19 protein-coding genes are annotated in these 24,166 nt (G+C 26.5%); 14 read left to right on the top strand and 5 right to left on the bottom strand.

Annotation, left to right across the window (positions count from 1 at the left end):
- Window positions 1–8: 8 nt before the first annotated feature.
- From ACQW0Y_RS01970 to ACQW0Y_RS01935, 8 genes are all read left to right on the top strand, one after another.
- Window positions 9–1,919: a M13 family metallopeptidase gene (locus ACQW0Y_RS01970; protein WP_427867502.1), complete on the top strand. Its 1,911-nt coding sequence runs from the start codon at window positions 9–11 to the stop codon at window positions 1,917–1,919.
- A 265-nt stretch (window positions 1,920–2,184) separates the two neighbouring features.
- Window positions 2,185–3,528 (top strand): tRNA uridine-5-carboxymethylaminomethyl(34) synthesis GTPase MnmE, encoded by a 1,344-nt coding sequence (gene mnmE / locus ACQW0Y_RS01965; protein WP_427867501.1) that lies wholly within the window; start codon window positions 2,185–2,187, stop codon window positions 3,526–3,528.
- A 10-nt stretch (window positions 3,529–3,538) separates the two neighbouring features.
- On the top strand, window positions 3,539–4,915 hold the full coding sequence (rlmD, locus tag ACQW0Y_RS01960; protein ID WP_427867500.1) for a 23S rRNA (uracil(1939)-C(5))-methyltransferase RlmD: 1,377 nt from the start codon (window positions 3,539–3,541) through the stop codon (window positions 4,913–4,915).
- Between the two features lie 441 nt (window positions 4,916–5,356).
- Window positions 5,357–6,622: a DNA cytosine methyltransferase gene (locus ACQW0Y_RS01955; protein WP_427867499.1), complete on the top strand. Its 1,266-nt coding sequence runs from the start codon at window positions 5,357–5,359 to the stop codon at window positions 6,620–6,622.
- Window positions 6,606–8,150 (top strand): ATP-binding protein, encoded by a 1,545-nt coding sequence (locus tag ACQW0Y_RS01950; RefSeq protein ID WP_427867498.1) that lies wholly within the window; start codon window positions 6,606–6,608, stop codon window positions 8,148–8,150. Before ACQW0Y_RS01955 ends, ACQW0Y_RS01950 begins: the two co-directional genes overlap by 17 nt.
- A gap of 5 nt (window positions 8,151–8,155) precedes the next feature.
- Entirely contained in the window at window positions 8,156–8,821 is a 666-nt protein-coding gene (locus ACQW0Y_RS01945) for a hypothetical protein (RefSeq protein ID WP_427867497.1), read from the top strand.
- Window positions 8,818–10,374 (top strand): Z1 domain-containing protein, encoded by a 1,557-nt coding sequence (locus ACQW0Y_RS01940; protein ID WP_427867535.1) that lies wholly within the window; start codon window positions 8,818–8,820, stop codon window positions 10,372–10,374. Before ACQW0Y_RS01945 ends, ACQW0Y_RS01940 begins: the two co-directional genes overlap by 4 nt.
- Entirely contained in the window at window positions 10,367–11,299 is a 933-nt protein-coding gene (locus ACQW0Y_RS01935) for a hypothetical protein (protein WP_427867496.1), read from the top strand. Before ACQW0Y_RS01940 ends, ACQW0Y_RS01935 begins: the two co-directional genes overlap by 8 nt.
- A 31-nt stretch (window positions 11,300–11,330) precedes the next feature.
- On the opposite strand, the gene ACQW0Y_RS01930 is transcribed toward ACQW0Y_RS01935, so the two are convergent.
- Window positions 11,331–12,920 (bottom strand): MATE family efflux transporter, encoded by a 1,590-nt coding sequence (locus tag ACQW0Y_RS01930; protein WP_427867495.1) that lies wholly within the window; start codon window positions 12,918–12,920, stop codon window positions 11,331–11,333.
- Between the two features lie 92 nt (window positions 12,921–13,012).
- Between ACQW0Y_RS01930 and ftsY the strand changes: the two genes are divergently transcribed.
- The 6 genes from ftsY to ACQW0Y_RS01900 all read left to right on the top strand — a co-directional run bounded on the left by ftsY (window position 13,013) and on the right by ACQW0Y_RS01900 (window position 21,062).
- A complete protein-coding gene (ftsY, locus tag ACQW0Y_RS01925) occupies window positions 13,013–14,068 on the top strand; it encodes a signal recognition particle-docking protein FtsY (protein WP_427867494.1) in 1,056 nt (351 codons plus the stop codon).
- The gene (locus tag ACQW0Y_RS01920; protein WP_427867493.1) at window positions 14,068–14,295 is read left to right on the top strand and encodes a hypothetical protein; all 228 of its coding nucleotides are present in this window, start codon (window positions 14,068–14,070) and stop codon (window positions 14,293–14,295) included. Before ftsY ends, ACQW0Y_RS01920 begins: the two co-directional genes overlap by 1 nt.
- An 87-nt stretch (window positions 14,296–14,382) precedes the next feature.
- Window positions 14,383–15,111, top strand: coding sequence for a UMP kinase (pyrH, locus tag ACQW0Y_RS01915; protein ID WP_427867492.1), 729 nt, complete (start codon window positions 14,383–14,385; stop codon window positions 15,109–15,111).
- 7 nt (window positions 15,112–15,118) lie between these two features.
- Complete coding sequence (locus tag ACQW0Y_RS01910; RefSeq protein WP_427867491.1) at window positions 15,119–15,670, top strand: ribosome-recycling factor; 552 nt, start codon at window positions 15,119–15,121, stop codon at window positions 15,668–15,670.
- Window positions 15,671–15,764: 94 nt separating this feature from the next.
- Window positions 15,765–16,724: a phosphatidate cytidylyltransferase gene (locus ACQW0Y_RS01905; RefSeq protein WP_427867490.1), complete on the top strand. Its 960-nt coding sequence runs from the start codon at window positions 15,765–15,767 to the stop codon at window positions 16,722–16,724.
- A gap of 24 nt (window positions 16,725–16,748) precedes the next feature.
- The gene (locus tag ACQW0Y_RS01900; protein WP_427867489.1) at window positions 16,749–21,062 is read left to right on the top strand and encodes a PolC-type DNA polymerase III; all 4,314 of its coding nucleotides are present in this window, start codon (window positions 16,749–16,751) and stop codon (window positions 21,060–21,062) included.
- Window positions 21,063–21,093: 31 nt separating this feature from the next.
- On the opposite strand, the gene ACQW0Y_RS01895 is transcribed toward ACQW0Y_RS01900, so the two are convergent.
- The 4 genes from ACQW0Y_RS01895 to plsX are packed head-to-tail and all read right to left on the bottom strand — an operon-like array spanning window position 21,094 to window position 24,156.
- The gene (locus ACQW0Y_RS01895; RefSeq protein ID WP_427867488.1) at window positions 21,094–22,437 is read right to left on the bottom strand and encodes an AEC family transporter; all 1,344 of its coding nucleotides are present in this window, start codon (window positions 22,435–22,437) and stop codon (window positions 21,094–21,096) included.
- Window position 22,438: 1 nt separating this feature from the next.
- Complete coding sequence (locus ACQW0Y_RS01890; RefSeq protein WP_427867534.1) at window positions 22,439–22,846, bottom strand: putative dsRNA-binding protein; 408 nt, start codon at window positions 22,844–22,846, stop codon at window positions 22,439–22,441.
- Between the two features lie 40 nt (window positions 22,847–22,886).
- Window positions 22,887–23,147: a hypothetical protein gene (locus ACQW0Y_RS01885; protein WP_427867487.1), complete on the bottom strand. Its 261-nt coding sequence runs from the start codon at window positions 23,145–23,147 to the stop codon at window positions 22,887–22,889.
- Window positions 23,134–24,156: a phosphate acyltransferase PlsX gene (gene plsX, locus ACQW0Y_RS01880; RefSeq protein WP_427867486.1), complete on the bottom strand. Its 1,023-nt coding sequence runs from the start codon at window positions 24,154–24,156 to the stop codon at window positions 23,134–23,136. Before plsX ends, ACQW0Y_RS01885 begins: the two co-directional genes overlap by 14 nt.
- Between the last annotated feature and the right edge of the window lie 10 nt (window positions 24,157–24,166).

The raw sequence follows: 24,166 nt of genomic DNA, 5'->3' as shown, positions 1-24,166 counted from the left end.
GGAGAAATATGAATAAAAAATTAATAAAAGAAAACTTTTTTGAAGCTGTTAATGGTGAATGATTAGCAAAACACAAAATCCCCGACAACAAATCAACTATTGGTTCATTTGAAAGACTAGATGAAGGTTTAACAAAATTAAAAACAAGTTTATTATCAAAATGATCTGTAGATACTAGAGAAATTGAAGACAATAAAGAATTATTAGAAATGGTAAAACTTTATCAATTAGCAAACAATTGAAATGACAGAAAGAAAAATGGTATTAAACCTGTTTTATCAATTTTAAAAGAAATTGAAGAATTAAATTCATGGGCAGATGTTGAAAAAAATTACAAAAACTTAGCTCTTAGAGGTTTTGAAGTTCCAATTCCTTTTATGATTGAAACTGATTTTAAAAACTATGAAAGACAAACATTATTTGTTTCTTGTCCTTCTGTTATTCTTCCAGAAAAAAGTTATTATGCGAATGAAGAAAGAAAGAACGACTTTTATAAAATTTGAATCGCAATGGCTAAAAAACTTTTATCAAAAGTAAATAAAGACGAAAAATGAGTAGAAAACTTAATTAACAAGGCATTAATTTGAGACACAGAAGCTGCTAAATATATTTTATCTGCTGAAGAATGAGCTATTATCACTAATATTTATAACCCTAAAAAAGTTAGCGAATTTGATAATAAAATTAAAGAATTAAAACTTTCTAAGATTTTAAATTCAATTTTTAACGAAAAAATTGAAGAGGTTGTTTGTGTATCAAATGATTTAATTGATAATTTTGCAAAATTAATAAATAAAGAAAATTTCGAAAATTATAAAGCATTTTTATATGTAAACACTTTATTAGATTTAGCAAAATATTTAGATTACAACAGTTTAGTCATTTCCGGTGAGTTTAAGCGTAATCTAAGCGGACAAATTAAACCTTTAGATAAAAAGAAAACTGCAGTTAAGTTAGTTGTTGATGGAATTTACTCAATGGTTTTTGGTAAATACTACGGTGAAGAATACTTTGGAAGAATCAATAAAGAAAATGTTGAAAAAATGATCTACAAAATGATTAAAATCTATGAAAATAGATTAAGTCAAAATGATTGATTATCACAAAAAACTAAAGAAAAAGCGATTTTAAAACTTTCTAAAATTGGTGTTTATGTTGGTTATCCAGAAATAATTGAAGATTATTATTCAGAATTGGTTGTAAAACAATACAATGGTTTTGATGATTTCTTAATGAATATTTTAGACTTTATTACAATTGAACGTAAAGCAAATTTTGCAGAATACAACAAAAAGAAAAATAAAGATTTATGATCAATGACTCCAGCAATGGTAAATGCATATTACAACCCGACAAACAATAAAATTGTTTTCCCGGCGGGTATTTTACAAGCACCTTTTTATAGTTCAAAACAGTCATCTTCTTCAAATTATGGTGGTATTGGTGCTGTTATTGCTCATGAAATTTCCCATGCTTTTGACAATAATGGTGCAAATTTTGATGAAGTTGGTAACATGGTTAACTGATGAACAGAAGAAGACAAAATTGAATTCGATAAAAGAGCAGAAAAAATGATTAAGTTATTTGACGGTAGAAAAACCGAAGCTGGTAAATGTAATGGTAAATTAACTGTATCTGAAAATATTGCTGATGCCGGTGGTGTTTCTTGTGCTTTAGAAGCTGCTAAAAGTGAAAAAGATTTCAATGCAAAGCATTTTTATATAAATTACACAATAAACTGAAGATCAAAATATAGAAAAGAATTACAAAAATTATTACTTAACACTGATGTTCACGCTCCCACAATTTTAAGAGCTAATGTTCAAGTGCAAAACTCGGATGATTTTTATACTGCTTTTGATATTAAAAAAGGTGATCCAATGTTTTTAGACCCTAAAAAACGGGTAAAAATTTGATAATTTATTTTTAAAAAGTTAGATTTATATAGTCTAACTTTTTTTATAATGCATTTTTTGTTTTTTGCTAAAAAATATAATGTAGAAAAGTACTTATTTAATATTAGAATAATTTACATTTTAATAAAATTATTTTGAACTTAATTTAAGCAGTAAAATTAAGTTATTAACTTTTTGACACACGTTATTATATTTATTAATTTAACAAATTTAAAAACTTAACTTTTTTAACTTATTTTTTAATTTTTTAATTATAATTAAAATTTATATGAATAACTATTATAATGATACTATTGTTGCTATTTCTTCAGGAAATATCAATCAAGCTATTTCTATTATTAGAATCTCTGGTCCAGAAGCTATTAAAATAATTAAAAAAATATATACAGGAAAAATTGGTAAAGACAAAACAATAACATATGGTTATATAAAAGATCCTAATAATTCTAAAATAATTGATGAAGTGTTAGTAAATTTCTTTATTGGTAATAAAAATTATGTAGGTGAAGATACAATAGAAATTAATGCACACGGTGGAATTATAGTAACTAATAAAATTTTAAATTTAATAATTGCAAATGGTGCGAGATTAGCTTCTAGAGGTGAATTTTCCCGAAGAGCTTTTTTAAATGGGAAAATCACTTTAGAAAAAGCTGAAGCTATAAATTCATTAATTCATGCAAAAACTAATATTCAAGCAGAAATTGCTATTAAACAATTTGATAATAAAGATAATGAAATAATTGAACAATTAGAACAACAATTATTAACAATTATCTCAATTATTGAAATTAATATTGATTATTCAGATTATAATGATATTGAGCAAATGGATAAAACCAAATTAATTAAATTAGTTTTGAATTTAAAAAACAATATTGATTTGATAATCAAAAAATCTGAAAATGCTAGTGATGTTTATAATGGGATTAAAGTTGCATTAGTTGGTCAACCCAATACAGGAAAATCATCAATTTTAAACTTACTTCTAAACAAAGAAAAAGCAATAGTTACAGATATAGCAGGAACAACAAGAGATATTGTTGAAGGCGAGTACGAAATTAACGGAATACCTTTTAAAATAATAGATACAGCAGGGATTAGAAAAACAGAAGATAAAGTTGAGTCAATTGGTATCGATCGTTCTATTAATGCTATCAAAGAAGCAAAAATAGTTGTTCATTTATTTAATCCTAATCAAATTCAAACTGAGGAAGATAATTTAATAAAAGAGTTATCCAAGGATAAAATATATATTCCTGTTTTAAATAAATCCGATTTAATAAAAGATAAAAAAAATATAAACTATGTTTTAACATCCGCAAAAGAAAAAAATGTTTGAGAATTAAAAAATATTTTAATTAAGAATTATTTAAATTTAGATTATGAAGACCCTGAATTAATTTATAACACAAGACGTTTAGGCCTTTTAAAACAATGTAATAATGAATTAAATACTGCTTTAGAGAGTTTGAATAATGGTTTTGGACCAGAAGTTGTAATATTGGATATAAACAAAGCTTGAACCATTTTAAGAGAAATTTTAAATAAAGAACATGATAATGAAGCTTTATTAGATAATATGTTTAATAAATTTTGTTTAGGAAAATAGGTGATGTAAAATGGCTGTTAATAAAAAGAAATTAGAATTAAAAGAAGGTTTAATTATAAAACGCGTCAAAAATGAAGCATCTGTGTTTTATTTAGGTTTATCATACGAAGGTTTATGTGTTTTAAGAGATTTTAATATCCCTGTTTTTGTTTATAATTTACTACCTAATGAAGAAGCAGATATTCAAATAACATATTACTCAAAGAAATGCTGTTTTGCAAAAGTAATAAAGTATCGTAATTTTTCTCCGCTAAGAGAATATTTAGATAATAACAAAAAATTATTATATGAAACAGGTTCTGCACCTCTTATGAGTTTGAGTTACGATAACCAACTAAAATTTAAACAATTTATTATTAACAGTTTGTTTGAAAGAAATTTATCTTATTCAAATGTTTTACCAATTATTAAATCAGTTTGTCAATGAGGATATCGTAACAAAATTACATTGCAAGTTAAATATGAAAACGAAAAACCCATTTTAGGCTTTTTTAAAAAATATAGCCATGATTTGGTGGAACAAGAAGAATTATTTTTTGGAGCTGTTTCAATTCGTAATTTTTATAAATCATTTTTATTAAATCCGGAAAGTGATTTTGAGAAAAAAATAAATGAAGCAATTTTTAAATTCAGACCACATAAAATAACATTAAGATCGCCAAAAAGTACATTTTGTAATATCGAAATTATTTTACAAATCGAAAACGATCCAAGAGAAGAGTTTGTAAAGGAATTGGAAAAATTAAATCTTCAAGAAACAAAGTATAAGTTTTCTATTTTTAATAAAAATAGTAAAACGTGAACAAATCTTTTAAATCATAAAGGTAATAAACATGAAATAGGTAAATTAACTTTTAATGTTAAAAATGATACTTTTTATCAAATTAATGAAAACGTTATGAATTTAATTTATAAACAAATATATGATTGAATTCCAACTTGTAAATTAATTAATATTTTGGATTCTTTTGGTGGTGTTGGGACCATAGGATTATTTGTTGCTTCCAAAGCAAATACGGTTTATACAATTGAAATAAATGAAATTTCAACACAAATGGCTAAACAAAATATCAAAGAAAACAAAATTGATAATGTTATAGCTATTAATGCTGATGCAAACAAATGATTAGTAGATAATTACAAAATTGTTGATATGGTAATTTTTGATCCACCACGTGAAGGTTTGGGTAAAGAAACAATTTCTTCAATTATAAAATCAAAAATAAAAAGAGTTATTTATTTAAGTTGTGAACCAAAAACCTTAGTACGCGACTTAAAAGAATTAATAAATAACGGTTATGAAATTAAAGAAGTTCAACCCTACGATATGTTTCCACAAACACACCATATCGAAACACTAGTCTTACTTCAAAAGAATGAAATTTAATATTTAAACTTAGCAACACAAAAAATAATTGCTAAGTTTTTTTATTTAAAAAACAATAAAGGAAACAAAAAAATATAAAATTCAACTAAAAAAAAGGTTTTTTTGACAATTTTATTCAATATATATATATATATATATAATTAAATTACTAAAAAGAAAAAAAAGAATGAAAATAAACGACAATTTCTTTGTTAATTAGAAGTAAATTTTGATTAGTAAAATTAAAAAACACAACTCTGTTGAACTTTCGATATTATGTTTATAAAGAAATTGTTAAAAAACAAATTAAATATATTACAAAATAAATACCTATTTATGTTTGTTTTACACTTTTTAAAATTAGTCAAATTGTTTTTGTTTTTTAAAAATAACATTACTTTATAAGCTTTAAAGCAAACTCTAAAAATATTAAATACATTTATAGAAAGGAACTCTTAAATAATGTCGGTATTAAAGAAAAATTTTACATTTGTTGATTTATTTGCTGGTATAGGTGGTTTTAGAATAGCTATGGAGCAGTTTTCTCCAGAAAGTATATGTTTATATGCTTCAGAAATTGATAAATCCGCAATTGAAACATACACTAAAAATTTTAAACATGACCCAGACAAAGATATTGAAATAAAAGATATACAAGAAATAGACCCTATTAAGCAAAACTTAAGATCACCAGATGTTGTTTGTGGTGGATTTCCTTGCCAAACATTTTCTAAAAGTGGAAAACAAGCAGGATTAAAAGATGAACGCGGTGTGCTTTTTAGAGAAATAACAAGAATAATTAATTCTTACAAAACGAATGCTAAACCTAAAATTTTAATCTTAGAAAATGTTCAAAACTTAGTTTCTCACAATGAACAAAAAACTTGAAAAATAATAAGGAAAGAACTATCTGAAAGCGGTTACAATGTTATTAAAAAACCATTAATTCTTTCGCCAAAGGACGTCGGGGTTCCTCAAACAAGAAAAAGAGCAATAATTCTTGCCGTAAGACAAGATATATGTAATGAGGAAATAATCATAAAAAAAGAGGATATAACAAAAGAGAACAAAAATTCAATAAAAGATATATTGATTAAAGAGTTATCTAAAGATGATGTTGAAAGAACTAAAATAGATGAGGATAAAATTTTTATCCTTAATTGTTGAAATGAGTTGATTAAAGATCTTCTATTAAAAAACGAAAAGTTGGGGTTTCCGATTTGAATAGAAGAATTTGGCCAAACCTACGACCTATCTAATATGCCGATATGAAAACAAAAGATAGTTAATAAGAATAGAGTTTTTTATTTTAAAAATAAAACTTTAATTGATAATTGGATGAAAAAATGACATATAAGAGAGAATAAAATTTTTACTAAAACATTAAAGAAATTTGAATGACAGGCCGGAAATGAATTTAGTGATATTTTCGAGTGTTTGATTCAGTTTCGCCCTAGTGGGATTCGAGTTAAAAGATTGAGTGAATCACCGACTCTTGTTGCTATAAATCATAGATTAATATACGGGCCGGAAAAAAGATATATAACAGTAAGAGAAGCAGCAAGGTTACAGAGTTTTCCTGATACTTATAAATTTTATGGAACCGAAAATAAAACATTAAAACATCTTGGGAATGCAGTTAATGTAGAAGTTATAAAAACAGCATTTAAAGCATTTATTGAATTTATTGATTTGAAAACAGGAGATAAACATGACAAAAGAAATTAAGAAATATGATATTAGTATTGGTACTGGTATTTATTTTACACTTAGAAACACAAATAGAAAAAATGAAAGACTTATAGCAGAATTTATTGATAATTCATTACAAAGTTTTTTAGATCATGAAGACGAATTAACAAATCGTCCAAATAGTGATAAATGTAAAGTTCAAATTACATGAGATAACAATGAAATAGTTATTTTAGATAATAGTTATGGCATGAATGACGAAGAGTTTGGTAGAGCATTAAAATTAAATGCAAAAAATCCCAGAGAAAATGAAGAAAATAGATTATCAAAATATGGAATGGGTTTAAAAGAAGCATGGATTCACCTTGGTGATATTTGTGAAATTGAATCAAATGCCTTAAATGAAACAACCCTCCGTTCAGTAAAAATAGATATAAATTGATTAAGAGAGATGAATCCGGATAAAATATCTGTCAATATAGATGATGATCCAGAAAATTTAAATAAACACTATACAAAAATAGTTATTAAAAAATTGTTAAATAAACTAACTGCACATAAAGCTGATTTACTTAAATACAAATTAGCGAAAATATATCAAAGATATATCGATAATGATAAACTTGAAATAATTTTTAATGGAGAAAAATTAAAATACATAAAACCTGATTTATTAAAAATAGAAACAGGTGGATCATATCGTTGAGAAATTAGTGATGAGTTTTCTATAGGGGATAAAAGAGTAAAGTTTAATGGATGGCTAGGTGTACTAGAAACCGGTAAGCAAGAAATAACAGGTTTATCAATATTTCAAGCCGAAAGAGTTGTTGCAATAAATTTTAAACCTACTGAATTATTCGGTCAAGGAAATACATTTCTAAGTTCTAGAGGTATTGGCGAAATTAATTTTAGTGACAAGGAGATCCCTCTATCATATAATAAAGAAAATTTTTCTGTGGATTTTAATTCGGAAGATTGTAACTTTTTTACAGTATTTATTAATAACCCAGCATTCAAAGAATGAAAAAAAATAGCAGAAAGTTATAGATCTAGAGATGATATAAATAAAAAACAAGATAAGCATAATAAAAAAGTAGAAAAAACTCTTATGAATAGTGGATGAATTTCTTCTGTTAAGAGTGAGTTAAAAGAAGTAAAAGTTTATAAAGATAATGAAAGAAATTATCAACCAGAAATTCAATATAAACCTCTTGAGATAATAAAAGAAAATAAAGTAGATAATAATATATCTTGAGAAGTAAAAAATGAAAACGGAGAAAAGATTGCTGATTTAGTTTTAGAAAATACGAGTTCTAAAACAGATCCTTGAATTAATTTAGAAAAAATTAGTGATAATGAATACAAATTAACAAACGGAAGAATTTCACCTAAACCTCTACAAAGTAAAGTGAATGAAAATCACTTTAATCTTATAACAGATTATATCGCTGCTGCATTAGCTGATAGCGCAATTAAAGTTCAAGAAATGGGCGTTAATCTAAGTGAAATGAAAGAATTTTTTAAAATTTTAAACAAAGCTTTTGAAAAAAAAGATAAGGACTAATTATTATGCAAAAAGAGTTTTATGAAGAAGAAATAATCAATAATTCTAATGAAATTAATTCAATTAATATCCAAGGCCCCAATTTTACAAACATTATCGAAAGGATGCACAAAAATTTTTTAGAAAAAGAAAACGAAACAGAAAGCGAAGTTGTGAATAAAATAAACAAAATTTCAGAAAACGCTTATAAAGCAGTGCTAAATTTTAAAAATCCATTTATAGACACCGGGGAAAATCAATTTAATACAATTTTATGTTTAGGCAAGGTTCAAAGCGGAAAAACAACTTTTTTTATTACAACAATAGCTTTAGCGTTTGATAACGGGTATAACATAGCCTATGTGGTATCTGGCACTAAAAAGAAATTATTAGAACAAACATTTAAAAGAATGAAATTATCTTTTATAGATAACGAAAAAATTAAAGTTTTAAAATTAAGTAAAGAGGAAGTTGACTTAGCAAAAGAATACATAAGAAGAGGTTATAAAGTTGTCTTTGTTGTTTTAAAAAATACAGGAACAAAAAATCTTGAATTACTTAGAAAAGTTACTCTAAATCTTTTTAATAATCAACCCTCAATAATAATAGACGATGAAGGTGATGAGGCTACTCCTGGCGCTGAGAAAACCAAAAAAACAACCCTAAAGCAGGCAAAACACACGATAAAATAGTTGAAATAATTAAGAATATTAGAATATGTTCTTTTCTATCTGTTACAGCCACACCTCAAGCTAACTTATTAATTTCTACAATTGATACTATTTCTCCTGATAAATTAGTTTTAGTAAAACCGGGCGAAGGGTATATTGGTGGGAAAGAATTTTTTGATACAGAAGATAACCCGAATATTAATATTATTTCTGACGTAGACGATTTTACTAGTTCTATACCTAATTCATTTAAGAAAGCAATGTATTATTTTTTAACAATATGTGCAATTAAACAAGCAGAAGGCGATATGAGTCATTATTCAATGCTTGTGCACCCGTCGTCTTTAAATAGTGTTCAAGAGGGTATCGCGGAAAGAATACAACGTTTTTTTGATGTCAAAATTTTTCAAATTAAAAACTATAAAAATTTAGATGAAATAGAACGCGATGATTTTGAGAAGGATTTAAATGGGGCATTAATTGAGTATAAAAAAACAACAGATTGCAGTATTGATTTGGAGGAAATAAAGAAAAACATTATTAAGGTTATAGATAATATTGATATAAAAACAATAAACGCAAGAACTAATATTAATAATGAAGACGATTTAGTAGATGAAAAACTATATACTATAAATATTGGTGGAAACATTCTAGGAAGAGGATTGACAATAAAAAAATTAGTTGTTTCATACATATATAGAGATTCAAAAGAATCACAAATAGATACAATGTATCAAAGATGCAGATGATTTGGTTATAAGAAAGAATACTTTAACATGTGTAGAGTTTATTTAACTAATGAATTACAAGAGAAGTTTATTGCAATTGTTCAACATGAAGAAGAAATGTGAAACGATTTAACAACTTTTTTAAATAGCATGAATGGAAACAACTTAAAAAAATATAAAAGACTTTTCCAAATTAGTCACCCCAATTTAAATCTAACAAGAAAAACTATTTCAAACACAATAAATTTAAAAGTTTTTACAACACATTCTTTTGACAGAAATATTGATTTAACCAGTGAAAAAAAAGCACAGAATAGGGAAATATATTTCGAATATTTAAAAAAATACGAAAGTGTTGCTCGTGCAATTGATTTTGATAACTCTAAAAATCATAAACAAAGACATTTATTAATCAAAACGACACTTGAAGAATTTTACGAAGAATTTTTATCTAGAATAAATTATGGTTATGGTTCGCAAAAGGACAAACTATACTATCAAAAGATAATTGAAGAAATTAAAAAACATAATTTAGATTCTTTTATTACTGTAATGCTTATGCGTTATGAATGAGGAGAATATCGTTCGCCTAGAAAAGATAAATATAATCAAATTAAAGCACTTTTACAAGGGCGTAACGATAATACTAATTTTAGTGGCGACGCTTATCCAAAGGATATATATGGTAAAGAATATTCAAACGAAAAATTTTTTCAAATTCATATGGTAGATACGAAAAATAACCCAGCAGATTTAAATAAATGCGTACCTATGCTTTCTCATAATTTCCCAATTACTGAGCACGATGTAAGAATTGTTACAGGAGATAATAAATATGAGTAATTATATAAAGTATATAGGTGAAATATCAAATGAGGAATTAGAAAATCAAAATGTATTTTATGTACAAAACGAGACAGGTGAACACTGCATTTTTATTAAAAACTCGGAATCTATAGTTGGTCTTGATAAATTAACTTATGGCGGGACGATAAAATACAAAACAAACGTAAAATTAAATTTTGAAGATAATAAAAAAAGTATTTTTTGCCACATAATTATTTGTTCGGATAAAACAAATGACACAACAGAAAAGTTTAAAGTAATGTATGAATACCTTTTTAAAAAGATAACTAAACCCTTAAATGATTTTGAAATACAAAAGTTAATGATTTCGTTAAGTGAATTGTTTGAAAAACCATATTTAGGCTCAATAGATTCTACTAGAAAAGGAATTTATGGTGAATTGTTATTTATATTGAAATCATTGGAATATAATTCTAATTTAATATCTAAATATCATTCAAATTTTTATTCAAAACACGATCTAGAAATTGATTATAAAAACCGAATAGAAATAAAAACATCAATTTCACAAAATAGAATTCACACATTTTCTCATGATCAAATTTTTAGAAAAGACGTAAAAGTGTTTGTGGTGTCAATACTGTTGGAAGAGTCTTCCGAGGGCGTCTCATTATATGATCTATTTAACATTATTAAAGAAAAAAATATCGATTATGAAGCACAATTTAAATTACAAAAAATATTAAATATCACATCTGTTTCTAAAGAAGATAAAGGACCAAAATTTTCTTTGGAAAAAGCACTGGACGAAATCAAAATTTTTGAATCTAATGACCTTCCAAAATTAGATATTATTAAAACTAACGGGGTTACAAATATTAGATATGATGTTAATTATTCGTTTGCAAAAGAAATTAAATTCGATGATTTTATAAAAATTTTAAAAAGTAAAAAATTATAAAAAAGTTGGTAAGCCCAACTTTTTTAACATTTTATAATTTCTTAGCAAATTTAACTCATTCATTTGAATTTCAACGCAATAAATAAAGAGTAGTTCTAAATAAAGGATCAATAAGAGCGATTCCGCTTAAACTAATTAAAAATAGTTCTTGGCTTAAATTTTCACCTCTAAATAAAATTAAAATGTAGACAAAACTTGTTTGTAAACCAATCATAGTAAATAGTGAAATAAGGTTAGGCATTCAAACATCATTTGCTCCTCATAACGATCTTAAAGTAGTCAAAGGGCCAACATCAGTTAACGTCTTAACCATAAATATTGCCATTAAAATATAACAATATTTATTAATTAAATCCGTTTCTATTGAATAAATTTTGAACATTGGGTAGGTTAAAACAACACCTAAAATTCCAAATAATAATTGTATTGTCAAACCAGTTTTAAAAGATAAATTTCCTATTTTTTTTGCTTTTGAAAACTCGTTTTTTCCAATCTCGGTAGCAACTACTGAAGATGTTACGTAACTAAGTGCAAAAAGAAAAGCAGCAAACAAATCATAAACATTATTAGCGGCTCTTCATAAGCCAATAAATTTATCATTCAATTTACCATCTGGTATTGCCTTAGATAATAAATATTGAGCTACAAATCAAATTCCTGTTTCTAAAGAGATTGGGAACCCAATTTTAATTACCTCTCTAATATATTTATTATTTCAAGTTTCTTTAAATTTAATTTTGTAATTTTTTATTACATACTTTTTAACGAGTATCAATGAAATTATTGCATTAATCAATGCTCCTAAAAGAATTTCAAATGTTGCCAGAAAAGCATGATTCAAAGCAAATAGGATAACAAAAATTCATATAGTTCTAACAATTGTTCCGGTTATAACACCAATAATAGCCAATTTATTTCTTTTAATCGATTGAAGTGCTGAATTTAATATAAAAGCAATAGAAGTTATAAAAATATCAATTGCACCAATTCTTAAAAATTTTATAGTGAATTGATGTTCATTTTGAATCTCAACAAAAGGATTTGTTTGAATAAAACTTTGCCCACCATAAAATCCACCAGCAAAAACATAATGATCTAATTTTAAATTATATACTTGCTGAAGACTTAATCCAGATTTTTCTAAATTGGATTTAAAAGCAATGTAATCTGATTCTGTTTTTCAACTTAAAATAAAGGAATTTTTAGCACCTGATAAAGCAAGAAGTTTTGGTGCACTAAAAAATACAATTAAATATGCACAGGAATTTAAAATTAAAGAAAGATAAAATGCTGATCAAAGCAATTTAGTTATTTCTTCTTGTTTATTTTGTCCATAAAGGTTAGAAGCAACAACCAAAACACCCAACTGGTACATTAATGGAAGAAATGTTATTATCTTATAAACAACAAAAACTTTTGCAAAAGTATAAAAATAATAACCATTAAAAGAACCATCAATATGATAAACACGATTGTAAAAACTGGTTGCTAGTGAACCAACAATAGTAACAATAGCAAAAAATAAAGTCTGAACAAATATAGGGAAACAAAGCTTAAGTAAATATTTAAGCTCTTTTTTTGTATTAAAATCAATGTTGTCATTAATAATTGCTGTGTTCATAATTTATTCAATAAATTTTACTAAAAAAATTTTATTATTATTTTTATATTAAAATATATAAATAAAATGTTAGAGCTATATTAGGAGTTAAAATGGGTTTTTGATCTAAATTAAAAGAAAAATTGTTTGGTTCAGAAGAAGAAAGAATTGAAAAAAAACAAGCCAAGATTGAAGCAAAAGAAAAGAAAATAATCGAAAAAGAATTAAAAAAGAAAAACAAATTGGACAACTACATTGCTGGATTATCTAAATCTAATTCTTCATTTGTTGAAAGTATAAAACAATTACAAAATAGACACAATAAAATAGATGAAGAATTTTTTGAAGAACTTGAAGAATTGTTAATTATGTCAGATATTTCAATGAAATTAGTTCAGGTAATCATTGAAGAATGTAAAAAAGAAGTAAAAAACGAAAATATAGAAGATCCAAAATTAATAAATGAGATTATTGCTGATAAATTATTTACAATATATGCATCAAATTCAATTATTGACACAAACTTAAATATTGAAGATAATAGAATAAATGTTATTTTAGTTGTTGGGGTTAATGGTTCTGGTAAAACAACATCAATTTCTAAAATTGCTCACAAATTAATAACAGAAGGCAAAAAAGTATTAATTGCGGCTGCTGATACATTTAGAGCAGCAGCGGTAGAACAATTAGAAATATGAGCCAATAAAGTTGGTGCCGATATTGTTAAGCCTTTACAAAATGAAACAGACCCGGCCGCTGTTGTTTATCGTGCTATTGATAAAGTTAAAGAAGAAAATTACGATGTTTTAATTATTGATACTGCCGGAAGATTACAAAACAAAATTAATTTAATGAATGAACTAGCAAAAATAAACAAGGTATTAGAATCTAAAATACCAGGAGCACCGCATGAAAGTTTATTGGTTCTTGATGCAACAACTGGTCAAAATGGAATTTCACAAGCAAAGGCATTTGGAGAAGCCACACAATTAACTGGTATAGTTTTAACTAAAATGGACGGTACTTCAAAAGGCGGGATTGTTTTAACTATAAAAGATGAAATTAATTTGGCTGTTAAATTTATTGGTCTTGGTGAAAAAATAGAAGATCTTGCAGAGTTTGATCTTGATTCATATATTTATGGTTTGATGAAAGGTATTAACGAATAATGGAAGATATTGAAGAAAGAGAAAGAATTATTGAACTATATGAAAAATATGGTCAATTACTTGCTCAATCACAAAAACAAGCACTGCATTTACATTTAATTGAAGATTTATCATTTGCTGAAATAGGCTCTGAACTAGCGATGTCTAGGGCAGGCGCTTTTGACGCAGTAAAAAAAGCAAAACAGAAACTTATTTTGCTAGATAAAAAACTTAATCAAGGGAATTAAGAATGATTTGTCTCTAAAATTGAGATATAAAAGTAAAAATTGTTATAATTTTTTAAAAATTAAAAAGAAACTTTGAGGAGTTATTTAATGGCTTATAAATATAAAAGAGTTTTAATCAAACTCTCTGGTGAAGGTTTGGCAAATAAAGACAAACATTTAGCAATTGATTACGAATTAGTTGATAAATTTGCTAAACAATTACAAATTATTATTTCTAACAATGTGGAAGTTGCAATTGTTGTGGGTGGCGGAAACTTTTGAAGAGGAACTAGTGCTGCTAAAAATGGTATTCAAAGAGTAAGAGCTGATTACATCGGTATGCTAGCAACAACAATGAATGCTTTAGCCTTACAATCTGGCTTTGAACACAACGGGTTACAATCAAGAGTTTTATCTTCATTAACAATGGATCCAAAAGTTTGTGAAGTTTATATTAATGAAAAAGCAAAAAAATATTTAAAAGACGGTGAAGTTGTGATTTTTGCTGGTGGTACTGGAAGACCTTTCTTTACTACTGACACAGCATCGACACTATATGCTTCTGAAATTGAAGCTGATGCAATTTTAATGGGAAAAAATAATATCGATGGTGTGTACGATAGCGACCCTAAATTTAATGATAAAGCAGTTAAATTTGATAAATTAACATATGATGAGTTATTAGAAAGAGACTTAAAAGTAATTGATCAAACAGCTGCATCAATGGCAAAAGATAATGACATTGATATAATTATTTTTGATATAAATGAAAATGATGCTTTACTAAGAGCTATTGAGAATAAAATACCAAATACAGTAATTACAAAAATAAAATAGGAGAGTTATGGAATTAAGTTTTTACATAGATGATTTAAAAGAAAGTATTGAGAAAGCAATTAATAATTTTGAAAATCAAGCTTTAAAAGTAGCTGTAGGAAAAGCAAATCCGGCTTTAATTAATAAAATAAAAATTAATTATTATGAATCTTGAATGAATCTAGATGAATTAGCATCAATTAGTTCAAATGGTCCATTAGAATTACTAGTAAAACCATATGATATGGCAATTTTAAAAACAGTAGAAAAAACTTTAATGGATCAAAAATTAAATATTACAATTGTTAATATGGGCCACCAATTAAGACTTATTTACCCTCAAATGACAACTGAAAAACGTGTTGAAATGACAAAACTTTTGAATCAAATAGCAGAACAAGCTAAAGTCGGAATTAGACAAGTTCGTCAAGATATAAATAAGCACATTAAAGCAGACAAAGAATTATCAGAAGACTTACAAAAAAATTATTTAGATCAAATTCAAAAAGAAATTGATAAGGCTATTAAAAAAGTAAGTAGTTTAGCAAAAGTAAAAGAAAAAGAATTAATGACAATATAGCATAAATAATAATGGCGAAAAAGCCATTATTATTTATTTATTAGAAATAAATAAAACAAAAAGATAAAAGTTATAATTATTAAATATGAAAAATATGAAACTAAGAATTAAATCAGCCTTAATTTTATTGGAAATATTATTACCATTTTTATTAATAACTTATTTCGGAAAATTATCAGGAAAAATAATTGGATTTTCCTTTTTTGCTGTAATTTCTTCGTGAGCTACATATGAAGTTTTATCACATAGTATCTTAAAAAGATGAGAAAACATTTTTATTGCAATTCTTGTTGTGCTTATTTGAGTTTTACCACTCGACTGATTTAATGCAACTTCAAGCGATGCTGGAGCCTTTATTCATTTAACTTCTAAAACAGGTTTGAATATAACAGAACTAACTGATCAAGTCAAGAAGGCAGTATTTTTCGGATATGATTCTTTAACTACATTTAGATTTTTACAAACTATCTTAATTGTGTTATTTATTTCAATAATATATTTAGTTAATTTATTTTTCCAAAAACAAAATTACAAACAATTTTTCATATCGTATTTAGTTGCTTTATTTGCAACATGATTTATTCCCCTATCTCTTAAGGCTTTATTTATTTATAATGCTTCAAGTTTATATTTTGTATTTGCTATTATTTCAATTCCTGTTATTACAGATACTACTGCTTATATTGGTGGATCATTGTTTGGAAGAAAAATCATTAAAAGAGGCATGGCCCCTAAAATTAGTCCTAAAAAATCATGAGAAGGCGGTTTTATCGGATTTATATTTGGGGCTTTATTCGTTTTTATTACAATGTATTTGGGAAAATTAACAAATAACGTAACTTTTACAATCTTTACTAATTGAAAACAACTTGTAGCTGGCATTTTCCTATTACCTTTTATTTCAATTATTGGAGATTTAGCTTTTTCATTAATTAAACGATTATATAACATTAAAGATTTTTCAAACTTAATACCAGGGCACGGAGGATATATGGATAGATTTGATTCTACATCCTTTGTTGTTGTTGCTACTTCAGCAATTCTATTTATTTAATTCATAATCAAGAAAGGAAAAAATATGGCGGACGAACATTTTAACCAGTTATGTAAAGAGATAAATTTTAAACCATCAACAGAATTTGACGGCGCAAAATTACTATTAGTTCAACCGCCCTTACAAGAAGGTTTCGAAAACTGAATTTTTGATATTCAATTAGATCAACATATTGATATTAAAGAATACAAAAAGTTTTTTAAAAGTGTTGAAGCAAGATTTCCTAAGTGTACAATAAATCTTATCATTCAAAACATAGTTTTAGATAAAAAGATAGTTGCTGATTATTTAAAATATTTAATTGATAATTCGTTTAAAAATTTAAAATCCATTTCAGGCTTTGTAACAATAGAAAACATTGAATTAAATGATAACGAAATTATTTTTTTAATACCAGTTAAAAGTGCTTATGATAAATTAAAGAATAACCAAGAAACAATAAAAGAAGCCTTAAGTAAAATAGGTTTTGAATTTTTAAACCCAGTTGTGAAATTAATTGATAATTCTAAAAATACTAAAAAAGATACAATTGCAAATTTGGTTAATTCTTATATCCAACAACAAGAAGAAGAAGCTAAACTAAAAAAAGAAGTTAAAAATACAAATTCTAAATATAGTTTTCATAACAAAAATAGAGAAAAACCAATCGAAATGGACATTGCCACTGCTTTAACTACTTTTGAAGAGTTAAAAGTAATGCTAAAAGGTGAAATTTATTTTTTAGAATGAAAACCTTTAAAAAATAATAAGAGAATTTTAACACTAAGAATTTCAGACTATAATGAAGCTATTACAGTTAAATATATCCAAGATGAAAATGAGGAAAAACCTCAAATTAAAGAAGGTGATACAATTTACGTAATTGGAACATTAAGTGATGATAAGTTCACACAAGGGAAATATATAATGGCTTACGGCAAACAATGTTTTACTGTGACATTACCAATTGTAAATTTACCCGAAGATAATGAAGAAGAAAAAAGAATTGACTTGGCGATAAGAACAAATATGAGTGCTCAAGACGGTATTTCTGCTCCTGAAGATTATATAAAAGCAGCAAAAAAATACGGCCACAAAGCAATAGCTATTACTGATCTTGACAATGTTCAAAGTTTTCCAACATTTTATAACATCTTAAAAAAAGATAAGACTATCAAACCTATTTATGGTGCAACAATTTCTACTATTTCTAAAAAAAATACCATGTTCATCGGATTTAAAGAATTTAATTTAAAAGATGCTGAATATGTTGTATTTGACTTAGAAACGACTGGTTTATCAAACAGATTTGATGACATTATTGAGTTTGGTGGATCTATAATTAAGAACGGAATTCAAGTCGAAAAAATTCAGTTTTTTATAAAGACTGACAAAAAAATTAGTGACAAGATTAAAAACCTAACACATATTGATGAAGAACTTTTAGAGAACGGATTATCGCAAGAAGAAGGGATAAGAAAAATTCATTCAATCTTAAACGGTAGAATTGCAGTTGCGCACAACGCTTCATTTGATATGGGAATGTGTTTTCAAAAATGTAAAAAATTAGGTTTAGACACAAGTAATTTTGTTTGCATCGACTCACTAAGGGTATCGCATTTTCTTGACACTAATGAATCAAAACATAGAATGGAACATGTAGCAAAAAGACACAACGTTGTTTATGTTTCATCTGATGCCCATAGAGCTGATTATGATGCTAATGTTTTAGCACAAGTTTGACTTAAAATGATATCTAGGTTAACACTTGAGAAAGAAATTACAACTTCAATCGAACTACTTAACACAGACACGTATTCTTGGGCAAAAAGAAGAATGGCTAATGAAATAAGAGTTATTGCCAAAAATCAAAAAGGTTTAAAAGAGCTTTTTGAGATTCTTTCTAACTCTTTAACTGATGATTATAATAATGGACCAAAGTTTTTTATTGAAGATAAATCAAAATATAATAATTTATTTTTTGGATCTGGATCAAACCAATCACGTTTGTGAGATAAAGTAATTTTTGGCACAGATGAAGATATTCTAGAAGAAATGCAAAAGTTTGATTATATTGAGTTTCCACCAATTTCATCTTTTGTTTATCTTGTGGAATTAGATGAAAAAATTACTTGAGGTGATTTACAGTTTGCTTATAAAGATTTATTAGAAAAATGCAAAAAGTTAAATAAACTATTCGTTGCTACCTCTGATGCAAGATATGTTTATGATTACCAAAAATTAATACATGCTATTTATATTAATGCACCTTCGCTAGGCGGTGGTCTTCACTGACTTAAAAATAAATCACAGCCTTTATTTCAATATTTAACTACAAGGCAAATGTTAGATGAGTTTACTTTTATTGGTGATGAAAAAACCATCAAAGAACTAGTTATTTATAATCCTAAAAAAATTGCTGACGAAATCGATGATATTCAAGTTATAAAAGATCAATTATATGTTCCTACTTTTGATGATTCTCCTGTTAAATTAAGAAATTTAGTTTATGAAAATTTATATAAAAGATATGGTAACAACCCTGACCCGATTATTATAGAAAGAATTGAAAAAGAATTAAATCCAATCATTAAATATGGTTATTCAGTAATTTATTGAATTAGTCATAAACTTGTTAAGCGCTCAAACGAAGACGGTTATCAAGTAGGAAGCCGGGGATCTGTTGGTTCATCAATTGTAGCTAATTTATCAGAAATTTCCGAAGTAAATCCATTGCCACCACATTATTTATGTGATAAATGTAAGTATTTTGAATGAAATAAGGACACAAATATTTTTTCTGGATGAGATTTACCAGATAAAAAATGTCCTGAATGTGGAAATATTTTAAGTAAAGATGGACATAACATACCATTCGAAACTTTTTTAGGTTTTGAAGCTAATAAAGTTCCTGATATTGATCTTAACTTTAGTGGTGATTATCAACCTACAATTCATAATTTAGTGAAGGAACTTTTTGGTGAAGACCACTCCTTTAGAGCTGGTACTATTTCTAAAATAGCTCTAAAAACAGCATATGGTTTTTGTAAAAAATACATGGAAGAAGTTAGAACAAATGAAACTCCTTGATCTAAAACATTTTTAGATTTTTTAGCCACTAAATCAGCAGGTGTAAAAAGAACAACCGGGCAACACCCTGGCGGAATTATAATTATTCCAAAACAGTTTGATGTTGAAGATTTTACTCCAGTTAATTATCCAGCTAATGATACAACCAGTTCTTGAAAAACTACTCATTTTAACTTTGAGTCAATCCATGATAATGTTTTAAAACTTGACTTACTAGGGCATGATGATCCAACCACCATTAAAATGCTCGAAGATTTAACAAAAACAAAGGTTAAAGATATACCAAAGTTTGATGCTGAAGTTATGAAATTATTCTATACAACTGAATCTTTAAAAATAGACCCAGAAAAAATTGATGGTGAAACTACGGGGGCTTATGGCCTACCTGAATTTGGTACAAACTTTGTTAGAAACATGTTAAAGGAAGCACAGCCACGAACATTTAATGATTTAATATTATTAAGTGGATTGAGCCATGGTACAAATGTTTGGGCAGGTAATGCTGAAGAACTTGTAAAAAAAGGTTTTAAATTAAAGGATTGCGTCTGCTGTCGTGATGACATTATGCAAGAGTTAATAAAGAAAAATATTGAACCTTTAAAAGCTTTTGAAATTATGGAAAAAGTTCGTAAAGGTAAAGGTTTATCTGCTGAACAAGAAGAATTATTAGTAAAAAATGATATACCTGATTGATATATTAATTCACTTAAAAAAATAGAATATATGTTCCCCAAAGCTCACGCTACAGCTTACGTTATTATGGCTTGAAGAATAGCCTGATATAAACTATATTATCCATTGCAATTTTATGCTTCTTATTTTTCAATTAGACCTGATGCTATTGATATAGAAAGTATGTCTTCTGGTTATGATATGATAAGTAAAAAACTTGCTGAGTATAAATGAAGAAAGAACGACACATTAAATCCATTATCTACAAAAGAAAGTGCATTAATTACAACCTTTGAAATAACAAAAGAAATGTATGCACGTGGATACAAGATTCAAAATGTTTCACTTAAAAAATCGCAATCAAAGGATTGAATTATTGACGAAAAAAGTAAATCATTGATACCACCATTTATAGTTGTAGATGGCTTAGGTGATACTGTTGCTGAAGCAATTGTAAAAGCAAGAAGTGAACAAGACTTCTTATCAATTGAAGACTTAGTTGAAAGAGGAAAAGTTAATAGTAAAATCTGTGGTGAACTTAGAAAACTAAAAGTACTTGACGGACTAAGCGAAACAAACCAAGTAGAATTATTTTAAAAAAATTCACACACTTAACCGTGCGTGAATTTTAATTTGCTATTTTATTTAAAACAAGTTGACCAATTACCAACCATAAAGGAATAAATAAGAAACTTGTCATTGTTGATAAACTACTTGCTTGTGAAGTGTAATTTTCGTTATTTTTGAAATGTTGTGAATAAATAACAATAGTAGTTCCTGGAGGTACTGAACCAACCATAACTAAAACAGCACCAACGTTAACTGAAATAAGTTTTTCATAAACAAAGAAACTTACTAATAATAAAATAACAGTTGGCATTAAACCTGATTTGTAAAATAAAAATAATCAGTTTTGTTTATTTTTAAACATTTCTTTAATATTTGTTTTTGCTAAACTTGTTCCAATAACGATTCAAATTAATGGACTAATTAAACTAGCGAGAATTGAAATAGGTTTTGCTAAATATGGCATAGTTACATTTCAATCAAATCAACCGGTGGGACTACCATTATATAAAACCCAAACATTCTTAATTTTATTAAATTCATATCAATGAACTATGTTTGGATTTGTTTTACTGGTTATTCCATATAAACTACTAAAGTTAGGTCCGAATGTTGCCACCTTGTCAAAGGTTTGTAATCCATTATCATTTGTCAATAATTGTGTATTTGTTTCTTTAATTGTTGCCCCTCACTTAGGAATGTATTGTGTTGCTCATAAAGAAATAGCAATTAAAACAACAATAAAAGCAGGATTTAAAACAGCTTTTTTAAGCGTATATTTAAATTCTTTTTTAGTAAATTTAACCCCAGAAATTAATGAAAATGAAAGACCAAAGCCCCCAATGTAATATAAGATATTTCAAATATTTAGTGAACCAAGTTCAACGCCTTGACCATAAACACCTAAAACAATTGGAGTAGCAAATAAAATATTAGATCCATAAATGCACATTAATCATGTCACTAAATGCTTCTTTTGCAATTTTTCTAAATATAGATCTTTATTTCATATTTGTTTTATTTCAAACTCAACATTGTTTTCATATTCTTTGTATTCTTTTTCTGCTCTTCTTAAAACAGACTTAGGTACTAATTTAGGTAAGAATTTAATTCATAAAATAGCAATTGTAGTTAAAACAATATAGTAAATTGCACTAAGACCAAAAACAATTGCGTATGTTTTAATGTCATAGTTATCAGCGTTTTTCATAAAAGAAAAAAATGAAAGAAAAGGAATAATAATATTAATAATTAATTTTTGAATTGCTCCGGAAGCACCATCATTTAATACTTTTGTTTTATATAAAATAAAACCTAATAATGTTATTACTAAAGTAGAAATGATAGCCCCTCATAAGCCAGTATTTGTAATAATACTAATAAATAAATCTTTTGAAGAAGTCATATTATTTTTGTAGCCTTGATAAAGCATCAATAGCTGCGTTAGTTTCGGCTTCCTTTTTTGATTTTCCTATTCCTTCGCCGTACTTCTCACCTTCAAAGAATACTACTGACCCAAAATTATTGCTTGGTAGTAACTTTTCAGTAATATACTCTAATTTACTATTACTTGATTGTTGGAAATATTCTTGCAAGACATTTTTGGGATGTGAATGCGTGTTTTGACTTTGTGTTCTAAATGATGTTAATAAGGTTTGGTTAGCAAATTCAAAAGCCCCATTTATTCCAAAAACCAAATAAGCAGCACCTAAAAACGCCTCATATAAATTAGAAATTGTTTTTTCATTAATTCCATTATTAAATGCAGTTTTTGAATAACGCAAATGTTCAAAAAGTTTGATTTTTTTAGCAATGTTAGCTAAATTCTTTTTATCAACAACACTACTTCTTAATTTAGTGGCTGATCCTCGCCTCCCATTGAGAATGATTTTCTAAAATTCAATCGGTAACTATAAATTGTAAAACACCATCACCAATAAATTCTAAATAATCATTATGAGGGCAGTTATTGTTTTCATTAGAAAAAGATTTATGTGTAAACGCTGTTACAAAAACAAATTTATCTTCATCTTGCAATTTCCTTAAATCAAAAAACTGACTTAAAAAACTTGATAATTGATTTCAAAACAATAAATCTTTCTTATTTAATTTCATTATTTAGATCCTCCAAGTTTTTAGATATGTTTTCAATAAAGTTTTCTTTTTCTAATAAAAATTTAATTTGATTTAAAGCGTTTTCAAAGGCTATCTCATCTGAGCCCCCATGAGCTTTTACTACTATTTTTTCTAAACCAATAATGTATGCTCCACCAACATTTCGATAATCAAATTTGTCTTTAAATTTCTTTAATTCTTTCTTTAGTAATAAACCACCAATTTTGGTTTTCAGGCTTTTATGAATAATGTTTTTCAATAATTTACCAAAGCCTAAAAATGATGATTCTAAAGTTTTTAAGAAAATATTTCCACTTTGGCCTTCAGCTAAAACAATATCAACTTTACCGGCAATAGCATCCTTTGGTTCAATAAAGCCATAAAAATTAATAAATTTATTTTCTTTCAGTAAATTAAATGCTTCTCTAATATTAGGACTTCCCTTATATTCTTCAACCCCAACATTCAATAAACCAACAGAAGGATTTTCTTTGTTAAAAATTAATTTGTAATATTGACTTGCAACTATTGATCAGTTGTTTAAATATTCAAACGGAGTGTCAATATTAGCGCCAGCATCTAATAGTAAGGCGTGGTGATTATCTAATAAAGTCGGCAAGACAGGCATAAATGCTGAGCGTGAAACATTAGGTAGCCGTTTAACTTTGAATGTGGCTAAAGATATTAAAGAACCACTATCCCCGCTACTTAAAATTGCATCATAATTTTCACTATTTAAAAAATTAAAAGCATCTAACATAGAAGAAGGATTTTTTAAAACTTCTCGAGGAGAGTTTTCAATATGAGCTAATTCATTTGAATCTACTATTACAAAATCATTTTTTGTCAGGTTAAATGAATTGTTATTTAATTCATTTTCAATTAAATCTTTATTTCCTACTAATGCTATTTGATAATCTTTATTTTTTGATTTAAAAGCAAGAGCACCTAAAATGGCTAGTTTGGCACCATTATCATTATTTAAAACATCAAATACAATTTTTTTCATTTAATAATTC

It is taken from the genome of Mycoplasmopsis arginini (assembly GCF_965278885.1).
GTDB lineage: Bacteria > Bacillota_I > Bacilli_A > Mycoplasmatales > Metamycoplasmataceae > Metamycoplasma > Metamycoplasma arginini_B.
The sequence above is the reverse complement of the archived record's forward strand: the minus strand, read 5'-3'. Positions and strand labels throughout refer to the sequence as shown.